General features: G+C 59.3%; 13 protein-coding genes and 1 other RNA gene. 3 read left to right on the forward strand and 11 right to left on the reverse strand.

Going from position 1 to position 14,239, the window contains the following annotated elements:
* Positions 1-34 precede the first annotated feature (34 nt).
* Positions 35-754, forward strand: a complete 720-nt coding sequence (locus HFK74_RS16055) for a hypothetical protein (RefSeq protein WP_180204360.1) — start codon at positions 35-37, stop codon at positions 752-754.
* Between the two features lie 81 nt (positions 755-835).
* On the opposite strand, the gene HFK74_RS16060 is transcribed toward HFK74_RS16055, so the two are convergent.
* The 10 genes from HFK74_RS16060 to HFK74_RS16105 form a co-directional block, all read right to left on the reverse strand.
* Complete coding sequence (locus HFK74_RS16060; RefSeq protein ID WP_180204361.1) at positions 836-1,006, reverse strand: hypothetical protein; 171 nt, start codon at positions 1,004-1,006, stop codon at positions 836-838.
* Entirely contained in the window at positions 1,003-1,728 is a 726-nt protein-coding gene (locus HFK74_RS16065; protein WP_180204362.1) for a zeta toxin family protein, read from the reverse strand. The genes HFK74_RS16060 and HFK74_RS16065 overlap by 4 nt, the downstream gene beginning before the upstream one ends.
* A 172-nt stretch (positions 1,729-1,900) precedes the next feature.
* Positions 1,901-2,371, reverse strand: coding sequence for an isochorismatase family protein (locus HFK74_RS16070; protein WP_180204363.1), 471 nt, complete (start codon positions 2,369-2,371; stop codon positions 1,901-1,903).
* A gap of 170 nt (positions 2,372-2,541) precedes the next feature.
* Positions 2,542-2,938: a transfer-messenger RNA gene (gene ssrA / locus HFK74_RS16075) on the reverse strand.
* Positions 2,939-3,034: 96 nt separating this feature from the next.
* A complete protein-coding gene (locus HFK74_RS16080) occupies positions 3,035-3,310 on the reverse strand; it encodes a hypothetical protein (protein ID WP_180204364.1) in 276 nt (91 codons plus the stop codon).
* 188 nt (positions 3,311-3,498) lie between these two features.
* A complete protein-coding gene (locus HFK74_RS16085) occupies positions 3,499-6,309 on the reverse strand; it encodes an FAD-binding and (Fe-S)-binding domain-containing protein (RefSeq protein WP_180204365.1) in 2,811 nt (936 codons plus the stop codon).
* Entirely contained in the window at positions 6,306-6,977 is a 672-nt protein-coding gene (locus HFK74_RS16090) for a lactate utilization protein C (RefSeq protein ID WP_180204366.1), read from the reverse strand. Before HFK74_RS16090 ends, HFK74_RS16085 begins: the two co-directional genes overlap by 4 nt.
* Entirely contained in the window at positions 6,977-8,431 is a 1,455-nt protein-coding gene (locus HFK74_RS16095; protein WP_180204367.1) for a LutB/LldF family L-lactate oxidation iron-sulfur protein, read from the reverse strand. The genes HFK74_RS16090 and HFK74_RS16095 overlap by 1 nt, the downstream gene beginning before the upstream one ends.
* Entirely contained in the window at positions 8,428-9,252 is an 825-nt protein-coding gene (locus tag HFK74_RS16100; protein WP_180204368.1) for a (Fe-S)-binding protein, read from the reverse strand. Before HFK74_RS16100 ends, HFK74_RS16095 begins: the two co-directional genes overlap by 4 nt.
* Before the next feature lie 151 nt (positions 9,253-9,403).
* Entirely contained in the window at positions 9,404-11,098 is a 1,695-nt protein-coding gene (locus HFK74_RS16105; RefSeq protein ID WP_180204369.1) for a lactate permease LctP family transporter, read from the reverse strand.
* Between the two features lie 263 nt (positions 11,099-11,361).
* Here HFK74_RS16105 and HFK74_RS16110 point away from each other — a divergent pair, with 263 nt between their 5' ends.
* Positions 11,362-12,129 (forward strand): GntR family transcriptional regulator, encoded by a 768-nt coding sequence (locus HFK74_RS16110; RefSeq protein ID WP_180204370.1) that lies wholly within the window; start codon positions 11,362-11,364, stop codon positions 12,127-12,129.
* A gap of 99 nt (positions 12,130-12,228) precedes the next feature.
* On the opposite strand, the gene smpB is transcribed toward HFK74_RS16110, so the two are convergent.
* Positions 12,229-12,711, reverse strand: a complete 483-nt coding sequence (gene smpB / locus HFK74_RS16115; RefSeq protein WP_008057382.1) for an SsrA-binding protein SmpB — start codon at positions 12,709-12,711, stop codon at positions 12,229-12,231.
* A 118-nt stretch (positions 12,712-12,829) separates the two neighbouring features.
* Here smpB and HFK74_RS16120 point away from each other — a divergent pair, with 118 nt between their 5' ends.
* Positions 12,830-14,233, forward strand: a complete 1,404-nt coding sequence (locus HFK74_RS16120) for a sodium-dependent transporter (RefSeq protein ID WP_180204371.1) — start codon at positions 12,830-12,832, stop codon at positions 14,231-14,233.
* The last annotated feature ends 6 nt before the right edge of the window (positions 14,234-14,239 follow it).

Raw genomic sequence — 14,239 nt, forward strand, 5'->3', positions numbered from 1 at the left:
TTGATTCTGGCCAGCATTGAAAGGGGCAAGCCCCATGAACGACTTGCTGAAAAAAGTACTCGACGCCCATGGCGGCCTGGAGCGCTGGGACAGGTTCACCACGCTCAACGCCACCATCGTCACGGGCGGGGAGCTATGGGCAATGAAGGGCGTGGTGCAAGACACGATGCCCCGTCAGATGACCGTCAGCCTGCACCAGCAAAGCGCCAGCGTGACGCCGTTCGGCAACCCGCACTGGCGCACGGCATTCCGCGCCGACTACATCGCCATCGAAACCACCGATGGCGAAATCGTGCGCGAACGAGCGAACCCGCGAGAATCATTCGCCGGGCACGCCATGGACACACCCTGGGACCCGCTGCACCGCGCGTACTTCAGCGGATACGCCATGTGGACCTACCTGACGACGCCGTTTTTCATGGCGATGCCGGGGTTCAACGTCACTGAGATCGCGCCCTGGCAGGAAGGCCCCGAGATCTGGCGCGGTCTGCGGGTCGAGTTTGCGCAACACATCGCCAGTCATAGCCGCTTCCAGGATTTTTACTTCGCAGATGACGGCCTGTTGCGTCGACACGACTATCTCGTCGACGTGGCCGGGGGCTTTGCAGCTGCCCAATACGTGAGCGAGTACGTTGAAGCGCAAGGCTTTCGTTTTCCCTCCCGACGTAGAGCCTACCTGCGGGGTGAGGATCGGCAGCCGGTGCGCGGGAGGGTGATGGTTTCGATTGACTTGAGCGAGTTTCGTTTGAGTTGAGGGATAAAACGCGGGTAACAAAAAAGCCGTAAAACGTTGGCTTTACGGCTTTATACTTGACCGGTTTACTTGTCCGAGTAGTCAGTTAGCTCGTTTGGTTTGAGCTTCCATCATCACAAGGTTTTGCTGCTTGGTAGCTTCAGTCAGTACTTCGCTGTAGACACGCTTTTTCTGCTCTGATTTAGCATTGCGAATGAAATCAGCAAAGGGGCTCTTGGTGCCCTTGGATAAGTCTAGCTTGATCGAAATCATTGATTCGCTCCTGATCCTAACCCGAGCTCGGCCATTAAGTCAGCCCGCGTGTGTCGCTCAGGGGTATGGTAGTCAATTTTATCGACTCCAGCCTTGTAAAGACGTCCTGAATTATCGATATGCTTGAGCAGTAAATCCACGTGCACGCCGCCTCCGTACTCTAGCTTAAGAGTGTTTACCACGTCACGCGCGGCGAAATACTGATCGATGAAGTGCTCGGACCGGATTCTTCTCCCTTCAGCGGCTTCGCGGGCTTTGACAAAGTCCCATGCGAGGAGTGGATTTTGGTAGACGTAGAGGATTTGTACGAACCGTCCCTTGCGCAGTGATCGCTCCACATTCCTTCTTGCCACTTCGATATTGGAAAGTGTTCCATCCAGGACAAATGACTGTCTCTGATCGAAGGCGCAATCCAGAATTTTTTCGACCAGAATCGACACTCCACTCTGGAAAATCCAGGCGTTTCCCCCGGAATACTCACAAAATTCGCTGCGAAGCTCATCAGGATCAATTCTTAGGATTGCTGTATCAGCAAAAAGATTCACTAGAGCGATTGACGCTTCTGTCTTCCCTGCTCCCGGCGAGCCAGCCATAAATACTGATACAGGATCTTGCTCCGGAGGGTATATCGCTATGTCAGTTCGACGCCTGGCTATGGCTTTCTTGTTCGACCGGGCAAAGGAAATCGCTTCATTCTGCATGAGCTGTTCATCAGGAGTCATCGCCAGTCCTTTGGTATGGAGTACATCAAAGGTGAAGCACAGATTGGAGACCGAATCGTTGTGAAACAAAGCATACAGATTTACTTATCGCGCTCCAGTGCCTGGCGGGCGACACGAGTTGAAGGAAATTTCCTAGGACTGGAACCATATGCTTGGCATGGCAGCTTCCGCTCTAACCTTGTCGAATTGCTCCCAACGTCACCGTGTGCTTGAAATGATGCTCCCAAAGCCTCACCCCCATTGCTCCCGTGCGATCCAGCGATGACCCCACTGTCAAATCCGTGATCAACGTCGGCTGCAACCCCGCATCGAACAACGCGAACCCGGCCGCCAGGCAGCAGGTTTCGGTTTGCAGGCCGCACACCAGTACCCGCTCCACTTTCAGGCTCAGCAAATACTCGATGGTTTCCGGCGACGGTGCGTAGCCGTGCTTGATGAAGATACGGTCGGCCTCGATCAGGCTGTCGTCGTCTGGCGCGGGTTGCCAGCCGAGTTGTTTCTGGAAGGGTGTTATCGATTCGTCGTGGCGTTCGACGGTGGCGACACTGGGCAGGGTGCCGATCAATGGGCGGATGCCATCGACGAGCCATTGGGGTGGGGTGAAGCTGGGTTGCACGTCGATGATCAGGAGGGCTTGGCGCATTGGCTTCTCCGAGGGGGGCGTTGTGGAGGTGGCTGCGAATCTTGCGGTAGTCTCGCTGGCCTCTTCGCGGGCAAGCTCCGCTCCTACAGGGGGAGGCGTGTGAGTCTGGGATTACGAACCCCCAGATGCAACAAAACCCGCACTGGGCGGGTTTTGTCTTGCTTCGTATTTGGTGGAGCCGGGGGGATTTGAACCCCCGTCCGCCAGTACTCCGCTGTCGGTACTACATGCGTAGCCGTGTCTATTAAGTTAACCCTCAGCGACCCGACGGGCAGGGTGCTTTGGGCGAGTTGTGTAAGTTTTAGCCGCTTCGTCCACAACGTACTGCACGGCGATTCTGTTCTATATGACAATCACTTTGGGTTTACAGACATCCCCTGGTGATTGCTGGACCCGAAGGTACCAGAAGCTCAGGGCTAAGGCTGCTTACGCAGCGAGAGCGAATTCCTGGCCGTAGTTTTCGTCATTGGCAACTATAAGTAGTTGCAACAGTGGATTTACGAGTTCTGTTACCAACTCGGCATGCACCTAAAGTTTCGCAACCGGCGTCGAATCCTAAACGGCCCCGAACTCATTGCCCGAAAATCTCGTTGAGCAACAAGCCTGTACAGTGTACGCCAATGAGGCGCGGAAGGCCAACCCGAAGGTTGGCCTTGCCTGTGATCACTTTTTAGTAGGGCTGCGCTGCTGAATTTTCTCAAGCATCTGACCGGAGACCTCGATGCAGTCCTTGTCGTTACCGGACGCCTGGGCCTTTTTCGCATCGGCCAGTGCGGTTTTCGCGTTATCCATGGAGTTCTCGGATACGGCGGGTGCGGTGGTGATTGCGTCTTCCAGTTTTTGAACTTGCGCGTCACAAAGATCTTTGTCCGCCGCAAACACCGGCGAGGCCAACAGTGCAGCAGAAATGAACAATCCAGCCATTGCAGAGTGCTTCATGGGTATCTCCTTGCGCATGAGGGCTCGGTGCTGCCGGTCGATGGGGCTGCTGGCCGAGGTGGTTATAAGCCCGTTTTGCAGGGCCTAGCTAAATGACTATAGCCGCGCGCAGGAATTCGGTTTTCTTTTGCTGGAAGTGAGTACAAATGCAAAAAGGGGCGAAAACGCCCCTTTTCATTGCGTCATCCTCAAGCCGGGCGCGCTTGTGTCACGCGGTCCACCAGATAGACCAACCCGTGATAGTCGATCCCGCCATGCTGGCTCAAGCCGATCTCACAGGTGCGGCTGGTGGAAATGCCTTCGCTGCAATATTGCACCGCATCCTTCAAGGTGCGCAGCGAATGGGCGTTCAGCTCGGGGGTGGTGAAGCCCTTGTCGCCGGCAAACCCGCAGCAGTGAATGCCTTCGGGGATGACTACGTTCTTGCTGCATTTGCGCGCCAGATCGATCAGCGCCTGGCTTTCGCCCAGGTGCTGGGTACTGCAGGTGACATGCACCGCGATGGGCGCTTCCTGCGGCGTGAACTGCAGTCGATCCATCAAGTGCGTACGGATGAAACGTACCGGGTCGTACAGGTCCAGGCGCACATCGCCCAGGTCCTGGGTCAGGCGCAACGTGCAGGGGCTGGTGTCGCAATAGATCGGATCGAGCCCGCCACGGCTGGCGTGGAGCAGGGCGCCGATCAACTCCTGGCGCTTATGTTCGGCTTGTTCCGCATAACCTTTGGAGGCGAATGGCTGCCCGCAGCAGAGGTTGTCCAGATTGTCCGGGAAGACCACCTGATAACCGGCTTTTTCCAGCAGGCCACGGGTCTTGTCGTACAGCGACATTTGCTCCTTGTCGCCCGCCGCCGGGCCCATGGCTCGTGAAACGCAGGCTGCCAGGTACACCACGCGCGGGCGTTCGTCGGTCACCGACGGGCTGAAGCGAATGGCTTTTTCCGGCTGCGGCATGGCGTTGGTCCATTGCGGGACCTGGCCTTTGGACAAGCGGGTCAGCGTTGCCGATAACTTTGCCAGGCGTGGCGCACCCAGCAACATCCGTGCACCGTTGGCCACGTGCAGGGTAAAGCGCGCACCTTGCAGCGCCGTGGCGAAATTGCCTTCAAGCCAGTTGGCGGTTTTCTTATGGGTGGCGTGCTGCCCACGAAGCTTTTTCACCAGCTCGCCGGTGTTGATTCCTACAGGGCAACGTTGCGCACAAAGACCGGTGGCGGCACAGGTGTCGATGCCCTGGTATTCATAGGCCGCCTCGAGTTCGCGGGTATCGACACCGGCGCGTTTCTTCGCCTGGATGTCACGCCAGATCACGATGCGCTGGCGCGGGCTCAAGGTCAGGCCTTTGGAGGGGCAGACCGGCTCGCAGAAGCCGCATTCGATGCACTTGTCCACAATCTCGTCGGCGGCCGGCAGCGGTTTCAGGTGCTTGAGGTGGATCTGCGGGTCTTCGCTGAGCACCACGTCCGGATTGAGAATGCCGTTGGGGTCGAGCAGGCGCTTGAGCTGCCACATCAACTGGTAGGCGTCGCTGCCCCATTCCAGTTCGACGAAGGGTGCCATGTTGCGTCCGGTGCCGTGCTCGGCCTTGAGCGAACCACCGAACTCGACAGCCACCAGTTGCGCCACGTCATCCATGAACGCCTGGTAGCGTGCGACTTCCTGCGGGTTGTTGAAGCCTTGGGTGAAGACGAAGTGCAGATTGCCTTCCAGTGCATGTCCGAAAAGGATCGCTTCGTCGTAGTGATGTTTGTCGAACAGTTCGATCAGCCGGTTCACACCGATGGCCAGTTGTTCCACCGGGAAGGTCACGTCCTCGATGATCACCGTGGTCCCGGTTTTACGCACCGCACCAACGGCGGGGAAGGTGTCCTTGCGGATCGCCCAGAGCCGCGCGTTTTCCAGCGGGTCTTCGGTGAAATCGACTTGTTTCTCTACCGGGAACGAGGACAGTGACGCCATGATCTGCGCCAGTTGTTCCTGCAGCAACGAGGAAGATGCCGCGCGGGATTCGATCAGCAGGGCGCAGGCATTGTTCGACAGCTGTTGTACGAAAGCGGGCATGCCGGGTTTGTTCTGCACCGAGCGCAGGCTGCGGCGGTCCAGCAGTTCTACCGCTGACACCGGTTGGCTTTTCAGCACGGTGACGGCGTTGCAGCAGGTTTCCACGTCCGGGAACACGATCAGCGCCGAGGCTTTGTTCGGGTGATCGATCACCGTGTCGTAGGTCACCGCGCTGATGAAGCCCAGAGTGCCTTCGGAACCCACCAGCAAATGGCTCAAGATATCCACAGGCTCGTCGTAATCCACCAGGGCGTTGAGTGACAGGCCTGTGGTGTTTTTCAGACGATACTTGTGGCGAATTTTCGCAGCCAGTTCGGCATTGGCGCGGGTCTCGCGGCCCAGGGTCGCAAGACGCTCCAGCAGGTCGCCATGACTGGCGCGAAACGCCGCGACACTGGCAGCGTCTTCGGTGTCGAGACGGCTGCCGTCGGCCAGCACCAGGCGGATGCCCGCCAGGGTGTGATAGGTATTTTGCGCCGTGCCGCAGCACATGCCGCTGGCATTGTTGGCAACGATGCCGCCGATTTTGCAGGCGTTGATCGACGCTGGATCCGGGCCGATCTTGCGTCCGAACGGTGCCAGCCAGGCATTGGCCTGCGCACCGATCACCCCCGGTTGCAGGCGGATTTGTGTGCCCTGGCCACGGATCTCGCGACCGTTCCAGTTATCCCCCAGCACAATCAGCACCGAATCGCTGATGGCTTGCCCGGACAGGCTGGTGCCAGCCGCGCGGAAGGTCACGGGAACCTGGTCGCGCTGCGCCAGCTGCAGCAGCGCTACCACTTCATCTTCGGACTCGACGCGAATCACCAGTTGCGGAATCAGGCGATAGAAGCTGGCATCGGTGCCGAAGGCCAGCGTCGACAGCGGATCGTCGAAACGCCGTTCCCGGGGAATCAGTTGCTGCGCATCGCGCAGGAAAGCGGCCGGTAGACTCATTGGTCCTCCAGGATCAACACCACCAGGTCTTTCGGACCGTGGGCGCCGTAGGCCAGGACTTGCTCGATGTCAGCGGTTTTCGACGGGCCGGAAACCAGCAAGGCATTGGTCGGCATGCCCTGGGCCCATTCGAATTCCTGTTGTACCTGATAGAAGTTATCGCGGATTTCACTGGCCTTGAGCAAGGCAAAATGCACCGGCGGCGCCAGGCTCATGAGGCGCGGTTCTTCCCGCGTCGGCCAGATAATCAGGCTACCCGTGGCGGCGATTGCGCCCAGGGTGGTGGTCAGGCTCGCCGGGGTGTCGTTGAACAGTTCCGCTTTCCATTCTTCAACCGGGCGGTCGTAGGCCTTGAGCGTCGGCAGGTCGGGATTTTTCGCCCAATGCTGTGAGACACGTTGCCCGTGCGGCGTAGTCGGGGCGATCAACAGGCTGGGCAACTGGCGATCTTGCAGCAGTGTTGCCAGCAAGGCTGGCCAGTGTTCACCCGAGGTCAGGTGGATTTCCGTGTGCACCGCTTCCATCAATTTGCGCAGTTGCGGGATGCGTTGATCCGGCGTGTAGGTGTAGGGCTTCGTCACCAGCTCGACGTCGAAGTTGTCCGCCACCGGGGTGGTGCCTGTCAGGCTTTTGCGCAGCTTGGCGAGGATATTTTGCTTGGCGCTCATCAACGATCTCCCTGTTTGGCCAGATGCTCGCGGGCCATGTCATGCAGCGAGCGGGCGGCGGGTTTCGGCGCGCTGTGGTTTTGCGTCCAGGGGCCGACATTGCTCGGTGTAAGGGCGCGCAGGCGGGTAGCGGCCAAGCCGAACAGGCGATACAGCGTCGGAGAACTGTTGAGTCTGGCCCAGGCGTTCCAGATGAACCGCTCCTTGCGCGAGTACTTGCTGCCCTGGCCACGCATCACTTGATCCGGGCTGTCCGGCGCCTTGACGTTCTCTTCGCGCAAACGGCGCAGCAAGGCAGGGATCGGGATTTTTACCGGGCACACTTCACCGCAGGCACCGCACAACGAAGAGGCGCTCGGGTGGTCTGGGACTTTGGCCAGGCCAACCATGTGCGGGGTGATGATTTTGCCGATAGGGCCGGGGTAGACCTCGCCGTAGGCATGACCGCCGATTCGGGTGTAGACCGGGCAATGATTCATGCAGGCGCCACAGCGGATGCAGTTCAAGGTTTGGCGCAGTTCGCTGTCGGCAAACGCCTGGCTGCGACCGTTGTCGAGCAGGACCAGATGCACTTCCTGCGGGCCGTCGAGCTCATGTTCCTTGCGCGGGCCGGAGATCATGTTGACGTAGGTGGTGATCGGGATGCCCAGGGCCGAACGGGTCAGCAACGACAGCAACGGCACCACGTCGCGCAGGTTCTCCACGACTTTCTCGATGCCGGTGACGGCGATGTGCACCGGTGGCACAGTGGTCGTCATGCGGCCGTTGCCTTCGTTTTCCACCAGCAGCAGGGTGCCGGTTTCGGCCACGGCGAAGTTGACGCCGGAGACGCCGATGTCCGCTTCGAAGAATTTCTGCCGCAGGACCCTGCGACCGATCTGAATGAGTTGGTCAACGTCCTTGGTGTATTCCACACCCAGTTTGTCGTGGAACAAGGACGCGACCTGACCGGCATTCTTGTGGATCGCCGGCATGATTATGTGTGAAGGCTTCTCGTGGTCGAGCTGGACGATGTACTCGCCCATGTCCGATTCCAGGCATTCAATGCCCTGTTCAGCGAGGACATGGTTCATCTCCATCTCTTCGCTGACCATCGATTTACCCTTGATCACTTGCCGCCCCTCGTGAGCGCGGATGATCGAGAGGACGATGCCATTGGCTTCGTCCACCGTTTCCGCCCAGTGCACTGTCACACCGTTGCGGGTCAGGTTCTGTTCAAGTTGCTCGAGCAATTCGGGCAACTTCGATAACGCACGGGCGCGGACGGCATTGCCCAGCGCTCGCAGATGTTCTCTTTCATGGGCATCGCTGAAAGCCGTTGCCCGTTTGGTCATCAGTGAATCCATCGCCTTGCGAAAGTTGCCTCGCAATTGCGCATCACCCAAGGCTTCGTGAGCCCGGGTGCGGAAGTCTTCTTCTACGGCGACCGTAGGAATAATCTCGGCGGCACTCATTGGGCACCCCCGGTACGCTGCCAGAGGAAGCTGGCCAGGTGTTGACCGCGCAACGCTTCCTTCTGTTTCTCCAGCGAGCCGTTGATGTTCATCAGGCAACCGCAGTCGGCACTGAGTACCTGGTGCGCGCCGGATTCCTTCAGCGAGCGGGTCTTGTCAGCCACCATCGCGCCGGAAATGTCTGGCATACGGACGCTGAAAGTCCCACCGAAGCCACAGCATTCGCTTTCGTGACTGTGCTCCACTCGTTCCACGTTGCCCAGTTGCGACAACAACTCGCGGCCGTGCAGGTGGGTGTTCATTTCACGGCGTGCCGAACACGACGTGTGCAACGCTACCTTCACCGGCGTGCCGCTGTCCTTGAACTGCACCTTGCAGACGAACAACAGAAACTCGGCCAGCTCATAGGTCCTGGCTGCCAGGGCCCGGACCTGTTGCAACGTGTCCGGCTCATCCTTGAACAGGTCGGCATAGTGCTCGCGCAACATGCCCGCGCAGGAGCCCGAAGGCACCACCACCGGATAATCCCCGGCGAACAGCGCCAGTTGCGAGCGCGCGACGGTCCTGGCCTGCTCGGTGTAGCCCGAGGTGTAGGCCGGTTGACCGCAGCAGCTTTGCCCTTGCGGGTACTCGACACGAATGCCCTCGCGTTCCAGCAGGTGGATCGCGTCCATTCCGGCTTGCGGGTAGAACAGATCCACTACGCAGGTCCCGAACAGGTACACCCGTTGCGGTTTCTCGCTGGGGTATTGCCGAGGCTCGGGCAGTGGCGGGGCGACACGGGTCGCATTCGGCACAGCGTTGTAAAAAAGCTCGCTCATCAGGCGTGTCTCCGGGTGGGCCCGGTTATCCGTCCGTTGAGGCCGCTGAATATAGAGTGGGATTCTTTCAGCAGCCTTACAGACCGGGTAGTGAATAGCTGACGCCGGGGTCGTGGCCCGGCGTCGGTTTTTTCCATGTCGCTTGTAGTGCTTAGTGCACCAGCATGCCGGTGAACCAGTAGGCCTGGGCCAGGGTGATCAGGCCGACAATCGTTGCAAAGAACAGGCTGTGCTTGAGGGTGAAGCGGAACAGGTCCGATTCCTTGCCCACCAGGCCGGTCGCCGCGCAGGCCACGGCGATCGATTGTGGCGAGATCATCTTGCCGGTCACGCCGCCGCTGGTGTTCGCAGCCACCAGCAAGGTGTCGTTGACGCCGATCTGGTGGGCGGTGGTGGCCTGCAACGAACTGAACAGTGCGTTGGACGAGGTATCGGAGCCGGTCAGGAACACGCCCAGCCAGCCGAGGAACGGCGAGAAGAACGGGAAGGCTGCGCCCGTGCCGGCCAGGACCAGGGCCATGGTCGACGACATGCCCGAGTAGTTGGTGACGAACGCGAAGGCCAGCACCATGCCGATGGACAGGATCGGCCAGCGCAATTCGTAGAAGGTCTCTTTCAAAGTGGTAAGACCAGTTTTGAGGTTGATCTTCAGGACCAGCATCGAGATCAGCGCCGAGAAGAAAATCGCGGTGCCGGTGGCGGAAATCGGGTCAAGCTTGAACACCGCCGGGAGGGCAGTCGGCGCGGCCACGATCGGTGCCACCTTGATCACCAACTGATCCAGGTGCGGGATGGCGAAGTTGAACACGAAGCTGTACATCGAACCGCCAGCGGCAAACATCGCTTTGAACGGCTTGAGCGTCCAGATGGTCACCAGCACGGTCAGGATCAGGAACGGCGACCAGGCTTTGAAAATCTCTCCGAGGCTGTAAGGCGAAGCCACGGTGGTGCGCTTTTGCCCGAAACCACCGACGCTGGCGCTGACCACGGAAGCCGAGACGGCGCCGACGATGTGTTGGCCAGCGGCGCGTTTCGGCTGCCAGACCTTCAGGAACAGGGTCAGGGAAATCAGGCTGGCCAGGGCCGACGTGATGTCCGGCAGTTCCGGGCCGATGAAGTTCGAAGTGAAGTACTGGGTTACGGCAAAGCTCAAGCCGGCGACCAGCGCAGCAGGCCAGGTTTCCCGCACGCCGCGCAGGCCATCCATCATGAACACCAGCCAGAACGGCACGAACAGCGACAGCAGCGGCAGCTGGCGACCGGTCATGGCGCCGATCTTGAAGGCGTCGATGCCGGTCACTTGCCCGGCCACGATGATCGGAATACCCAGGGCACCGAAGGCGACCGGCGCGGTGTTCGCGATCAGGCACAGGCCGGCGGCGTACAGCGGGTTGAAGCCCAGTCCTACCAGCAGCGCGGCGGTAATCGCCACCGGTGCGCCGAAACCGGCCGCGCCTTCGAGGAACGCGCCGAAGCAGAAGCCGATCAGCAACACCTGCAGGCGCTGGTCGTCGGTGATCGACAGCACCGAGCTGCGGATCACTTCGAACTGGCCACTCTTGACCGTCAGTTTGTAGAGGAATACCGCCGCCACGATGATCCAGGCGATCGGCCACAGGCCGTAGGCGAAACCATACCCGGCGGCAGCGAACGCCATGTCGACCGGCATCTTGAAAGCAAGGATTGCCACCAGGATCGACAAGGCCAGGGTGATGCTGCCGGCCACGTGTCCTTTGAGGCGGAACACGGCCAGGGCCAGGAAGAAAAACACAATGGGGATAACGGCTGCGAGTGCGGACAGGCCGAGGCTGCCGAGCGGGCTGTAGAGCTGTTGCCAGGTTTGCATATGGGGTGGCCCCTAATTGTTGTTGGTCAGGCACTGATCAGCGTTCTTGGATAATTGGTAAGACCAATTTACAATCGCTGTTGGCTAGGGTAAAAGCCTTGTAGGTGGTGTGTCAATTTGCCGCCCTAAAACTTTTGTCGTAGGCAGGGTTTTGCACAGGATCTGGCCTGTTCGGGTAATGGTCGCGTGGCAGGTGCCTGCGTCGCATGGATAGGCCAGAATAGAGCCCCGGCGCACCGTCGGGATGGTGGAGAAATTGAGTTATGGGGTTTGATCAGATTCGGCAGCGCCGTTTGTCAGACGATATTGTCGAGCAGCTCGAGAGCATGATCCTCGAGGGCACGCTGAAGGCTGGTGAGCGCTTGCCGGCGGAACGCACGTTGGCCGAACAATTTGGCGTTTCTCGTCCTTCATTGCGCGAAGCCATTCAGAAACTGACCGCCAGGGGGCTGTTGGTCAGTCGCCAGGGGGGCGGCAATTACGTGGTGGAGTCCCTGGGTACGACGTTCAGTGATCCACTGTTGCATCTGCTGGAAAACAATCCCGAAGCGCAACGCGACCTGCTGGAGTTTCGCCACACGCTGGAAGCGTCCTGCGCCTATTACGCCGCATTACGCGCCACCGACGTTGACCGTGAGCGATTGACCGCGGCGTTCAATCAGCTACTGGACTGCTATTCGCGTCACGAGGAAGTCAGCCGGGCGGAAGAGGGCGCAGCGGATGCAAATTTCCATCTGGCGATTGCCGAAGCCAGCCATAACGCGGTGCTGCTGCACACCATTCGTGGGTTGTTCGACCTGCTCAAGCGCAACGTGGTCACGAACATCGGCGGCATGTACAAACAGCGCACCGAGACCCGCGACATGCTGATTACGCAACACCGGGAGTTGTATCAGGCGATTGTCGAAGGCCGTGCTGAACAGGCGCGGGAAGTCTCCAGTCGACACATCCTGTATGTGCAGGAAGTGCTGGAGGAGGTGCGTCAGGAAGTGCAGCGCGTGGCTCGGGCGGAGCGGCGCAAGGGTATGTAGTCAGTTGGTGATCGTTCCCACGCTCTGCGTGGGAATGCATCCCGTGACGCTCCGCGTCACAAAGCGGACGCAGAGCGTGGGAACGATCAGGCCGCGGAATTAATCTTCCTTGCCCTTGTTGCGCACCGCGCGCTGCAATTCGCGGCCGGCGTCGCGTTCGCGCTCGGTGTCACGCTTGTCGTATTCCTTCTTGCCCTTGCCCAGGGCAATTTCGCACTTGACCATGTGCTTGCTCCAGTACCAGGACAGGCACACGCAGGCGTAGCCTTTTTGCTGCACGGCAGCGGCGAGCTTTTCCAGCTCCCGCCGGTTGAGCAGCAGCTTGCGCGTGCGCACCGGATCAGCGATGACGTGGGTGCTGGCGGTCGTCAGGGGCGTGATGTGACTGCCGAGCAGCCAGGCTTCGCCATCCTTGAGCAGTACGTAACTGTCAACCAGTTGCAACTTGCTTGCCCGCAGACTTTTTACTTCCCAGCCGGCCAGGACCAGACCAGCCTCGAACCGATGTTCGATGAAGTAATCGTGTCGCGCCTTTTTATTTTGCGCGATGGTCCCTGTTGGGTGTTTCTTCTGTTTAGCCATAGGGGCGGCATTATAGGGAGTTGCACGCGAGTCGGCTACGGGATTGCTACATGCTTGAGCAGGTTGATTGAATCCCGGACAATGCGGCCTCTTTTTTGAACGCTTGGTCGTAATATCGATGTCGACAGACAAGGTTTCTGTCCACGGCAGTTGGGCTAGCCGCTGGGTCTTCATACTCGCCGCGACCGGTTCGGCCGTGGGCCTGGGTAGTATCTGGAAATTCCCCTACATGGTTGGCGTCTACGGCGGCGGCGCCTTCGTGCTGATGTTCCTGGCTTGTATCGCGTTGATCGGTGTGCCGGTCATGCTCGCGGAAACCCTGATCGGCCGGCGTGCCCGGCAGAGCCCGGCCAACGCCTTGAAGGTGCTGGCGCTGGAAGCGGGGCATTCGGGGAAATGGTCCTGGGGGGCGTTTGCCGGGATGATCACGGCGCTGCTGATCCTGTCTTTCTACAGTGTGGTCGGCGGCTGGTCGCTGGACTACATCATCGACATGGGGCGTGGCGACTTCCAGGGAGCGACGCCCGATCAGGTGGGGGCGTACTTTGGCAATGTGATTGCCGATCCGTGGCGCCTGACACTTTGGCACACGATTTTCATGCTGCTGTCTGCCGTGGTGATCGCCAAAGGCGTGGTCGCGGGGCTTGAGCGCAGCCTGCGCATCATGATGCCGTTGCTGTTCGTGATGGTGCTTGTGCTGCTGGGCTACAGCATGACCACCGGGCATTTCATGGAAGGCGTACATTTCATGTTCGACTTCCATCCGGAAAAAGTCCTCGACGGCTTGCTGCCGGCCATGGGGCACGCTTTCTTTTCGTTGAGCGTCGGGGTCGGTTCGATCATGATCTACGGCGCCTACATGCCCAAGCATTCGTCGATTTCCGGGACCATCGTTGGCGTTGCGCTGCTGGATACCTTTGTGTCCCTGGTGGCGGGCCTGGCATTGTTTCCGATTGTGTTTGCCGGCGGTCTGAACCCGAGCGAAGGTCCTGGCCTGATGTTTGTCAGCCTGCCATTTGCCTTCGGTAACGTAGCGTTTGGCCAGTTGATGGGCGTAGTGTTCTTCGTGCTGGTCGCGATTGCAGCCTGGAGTTCGGCCATTTCCTTGCTCGAACCCATGGTGGCTTACCTGGTCGAGCGCTCGAAAATCAGCCGCGCCTGGGTCACCTTCTGGCTGGCTTTCAGCTGCTGGTTTGTCGGTCTGGGTACGGTGTTTTCCTTCAATATCTGGAAGCAGGCCAAGTTTTTCGTGAACGTAGACGGGCTGTTTCACCTCTATCAATGGGGTGCAGCGGGCGGTCTGGACTTCTTTGGTGTGATCGATTTCTTCACCTCGCGAATCATGTTGCCACTCGGTGGTTTGTGTTTCGTGGTGTTTGCAGGCTGGGTGATGGGCCGGGAGGCGGTGCGCGACGAATTGTCGATCCGCAACCCTGCGTTGTTCACCCTGTCCTTGTTCTTGATGCGCTATGTGGCGCCTATCGGCATTCTCATAGTGTTTGCTGCCCAGCTCTGGAAGTGATGCCGA

Origin of the sequence: Pseudomonas sp. SbOxS1 (assembly GCF_013416725.1) — a bacterium.
Taxonomy (GTDB): domain Bacteria; phylum Pseudomonadota; class Gammaproteobacteria; order Pseudomonadales; family Pseudomonadaceae; genus Aquipseudomonas.

Coding starts and splice junctions, on each gene's coding strand:
- HFK74_RS16070 (WP_180204363.1), bottom strand. CDS start 2,371: ATGCGCCAAGCCCTCCTGATCATCGACGTGCAACCCAGCTTCACCCCA.
- HFK74_RS16055 (WP_180204360.1), top strand. CDS start 35: ATGAACGACTTGCTGAAAAAAGTACTCGACGCCCATGGCGGCCTGGAG.
- HFK74_RS16085 (WP_180204365.1), bottom strand. CDS start 6,309: ATGAGTCTACCGGCCGCTTTCCTGCGCGATGCGCAGCAACTGATTCCC.
- HFK74_RS16105 (WP_180204369.1), bottom strand. CDS start 11,098: ATGCAAACCTGGCAACAGCTCTACAGCCCGCTCGGCAGCCTCGGCCTG.
- HFK74_RS16065 (WP_180204362.1), bottom strand. CDS start 1,728: ATGACTCCTGATGAACAGCTCATGCAGAATGAAGCGATTTCCTTTGCC.
- smpB (WP_008057382.1), bottom strand. CDS start 12,711: ATGGCTAAACAGAAGAAACACCCAACAGGGACCATCGCGCAAAATAAA.
- HFK74_RS16080 (WP_180204364.1), bottom strand. CDS start 3,310: ATGAAGCACTCTGCAATGGCTGGATTGTTCATTTCTGCTGCACTGTTG.
- HFK74_RS16100 (WP_180204368.1), bottom strand. CDS start 9,252: ATGAGCGAGCTTTTTTACAACGCTGTGCCGAATGCGACCCGTGTCGCC.
- HFK74_RS16120 (WP_180204371.1), top strand. CDS start 12,830: ATGTCGACAGACAAGGTTTCTGTCCACGGCAGTTGGGCTAGCCGCTGG.
- HFK74_RS16090 (WP_180204366.1), bottom strand. CDS start 6,977: ATGAGCGCCAAGCAAAATATCCTCGCCAAGCTGCGCAAAAGCCTGACA.
- HFK74_RS16095 (WP_180204367.1), bottom strand. CDS start 8,431: ATGAGTGCCGCCGAGATTATTCCTACGGTCGCCGTAGAAGAAGACTTC.
- HFK74_RS16110 (WP_180204370.1), top strand. CDS start 11,362: ATGGGGTTTGATCAGATTCGGCAGCGCCGTTTGTCAGACGATATTGTC.
- HFK74_RS16060 (WP_180204361.1), bottom strand. CDS start 1,006: ATGATTTCGATCAAGCTAGACTTATCCAAGGGCACCAAGAGCCCCTTT.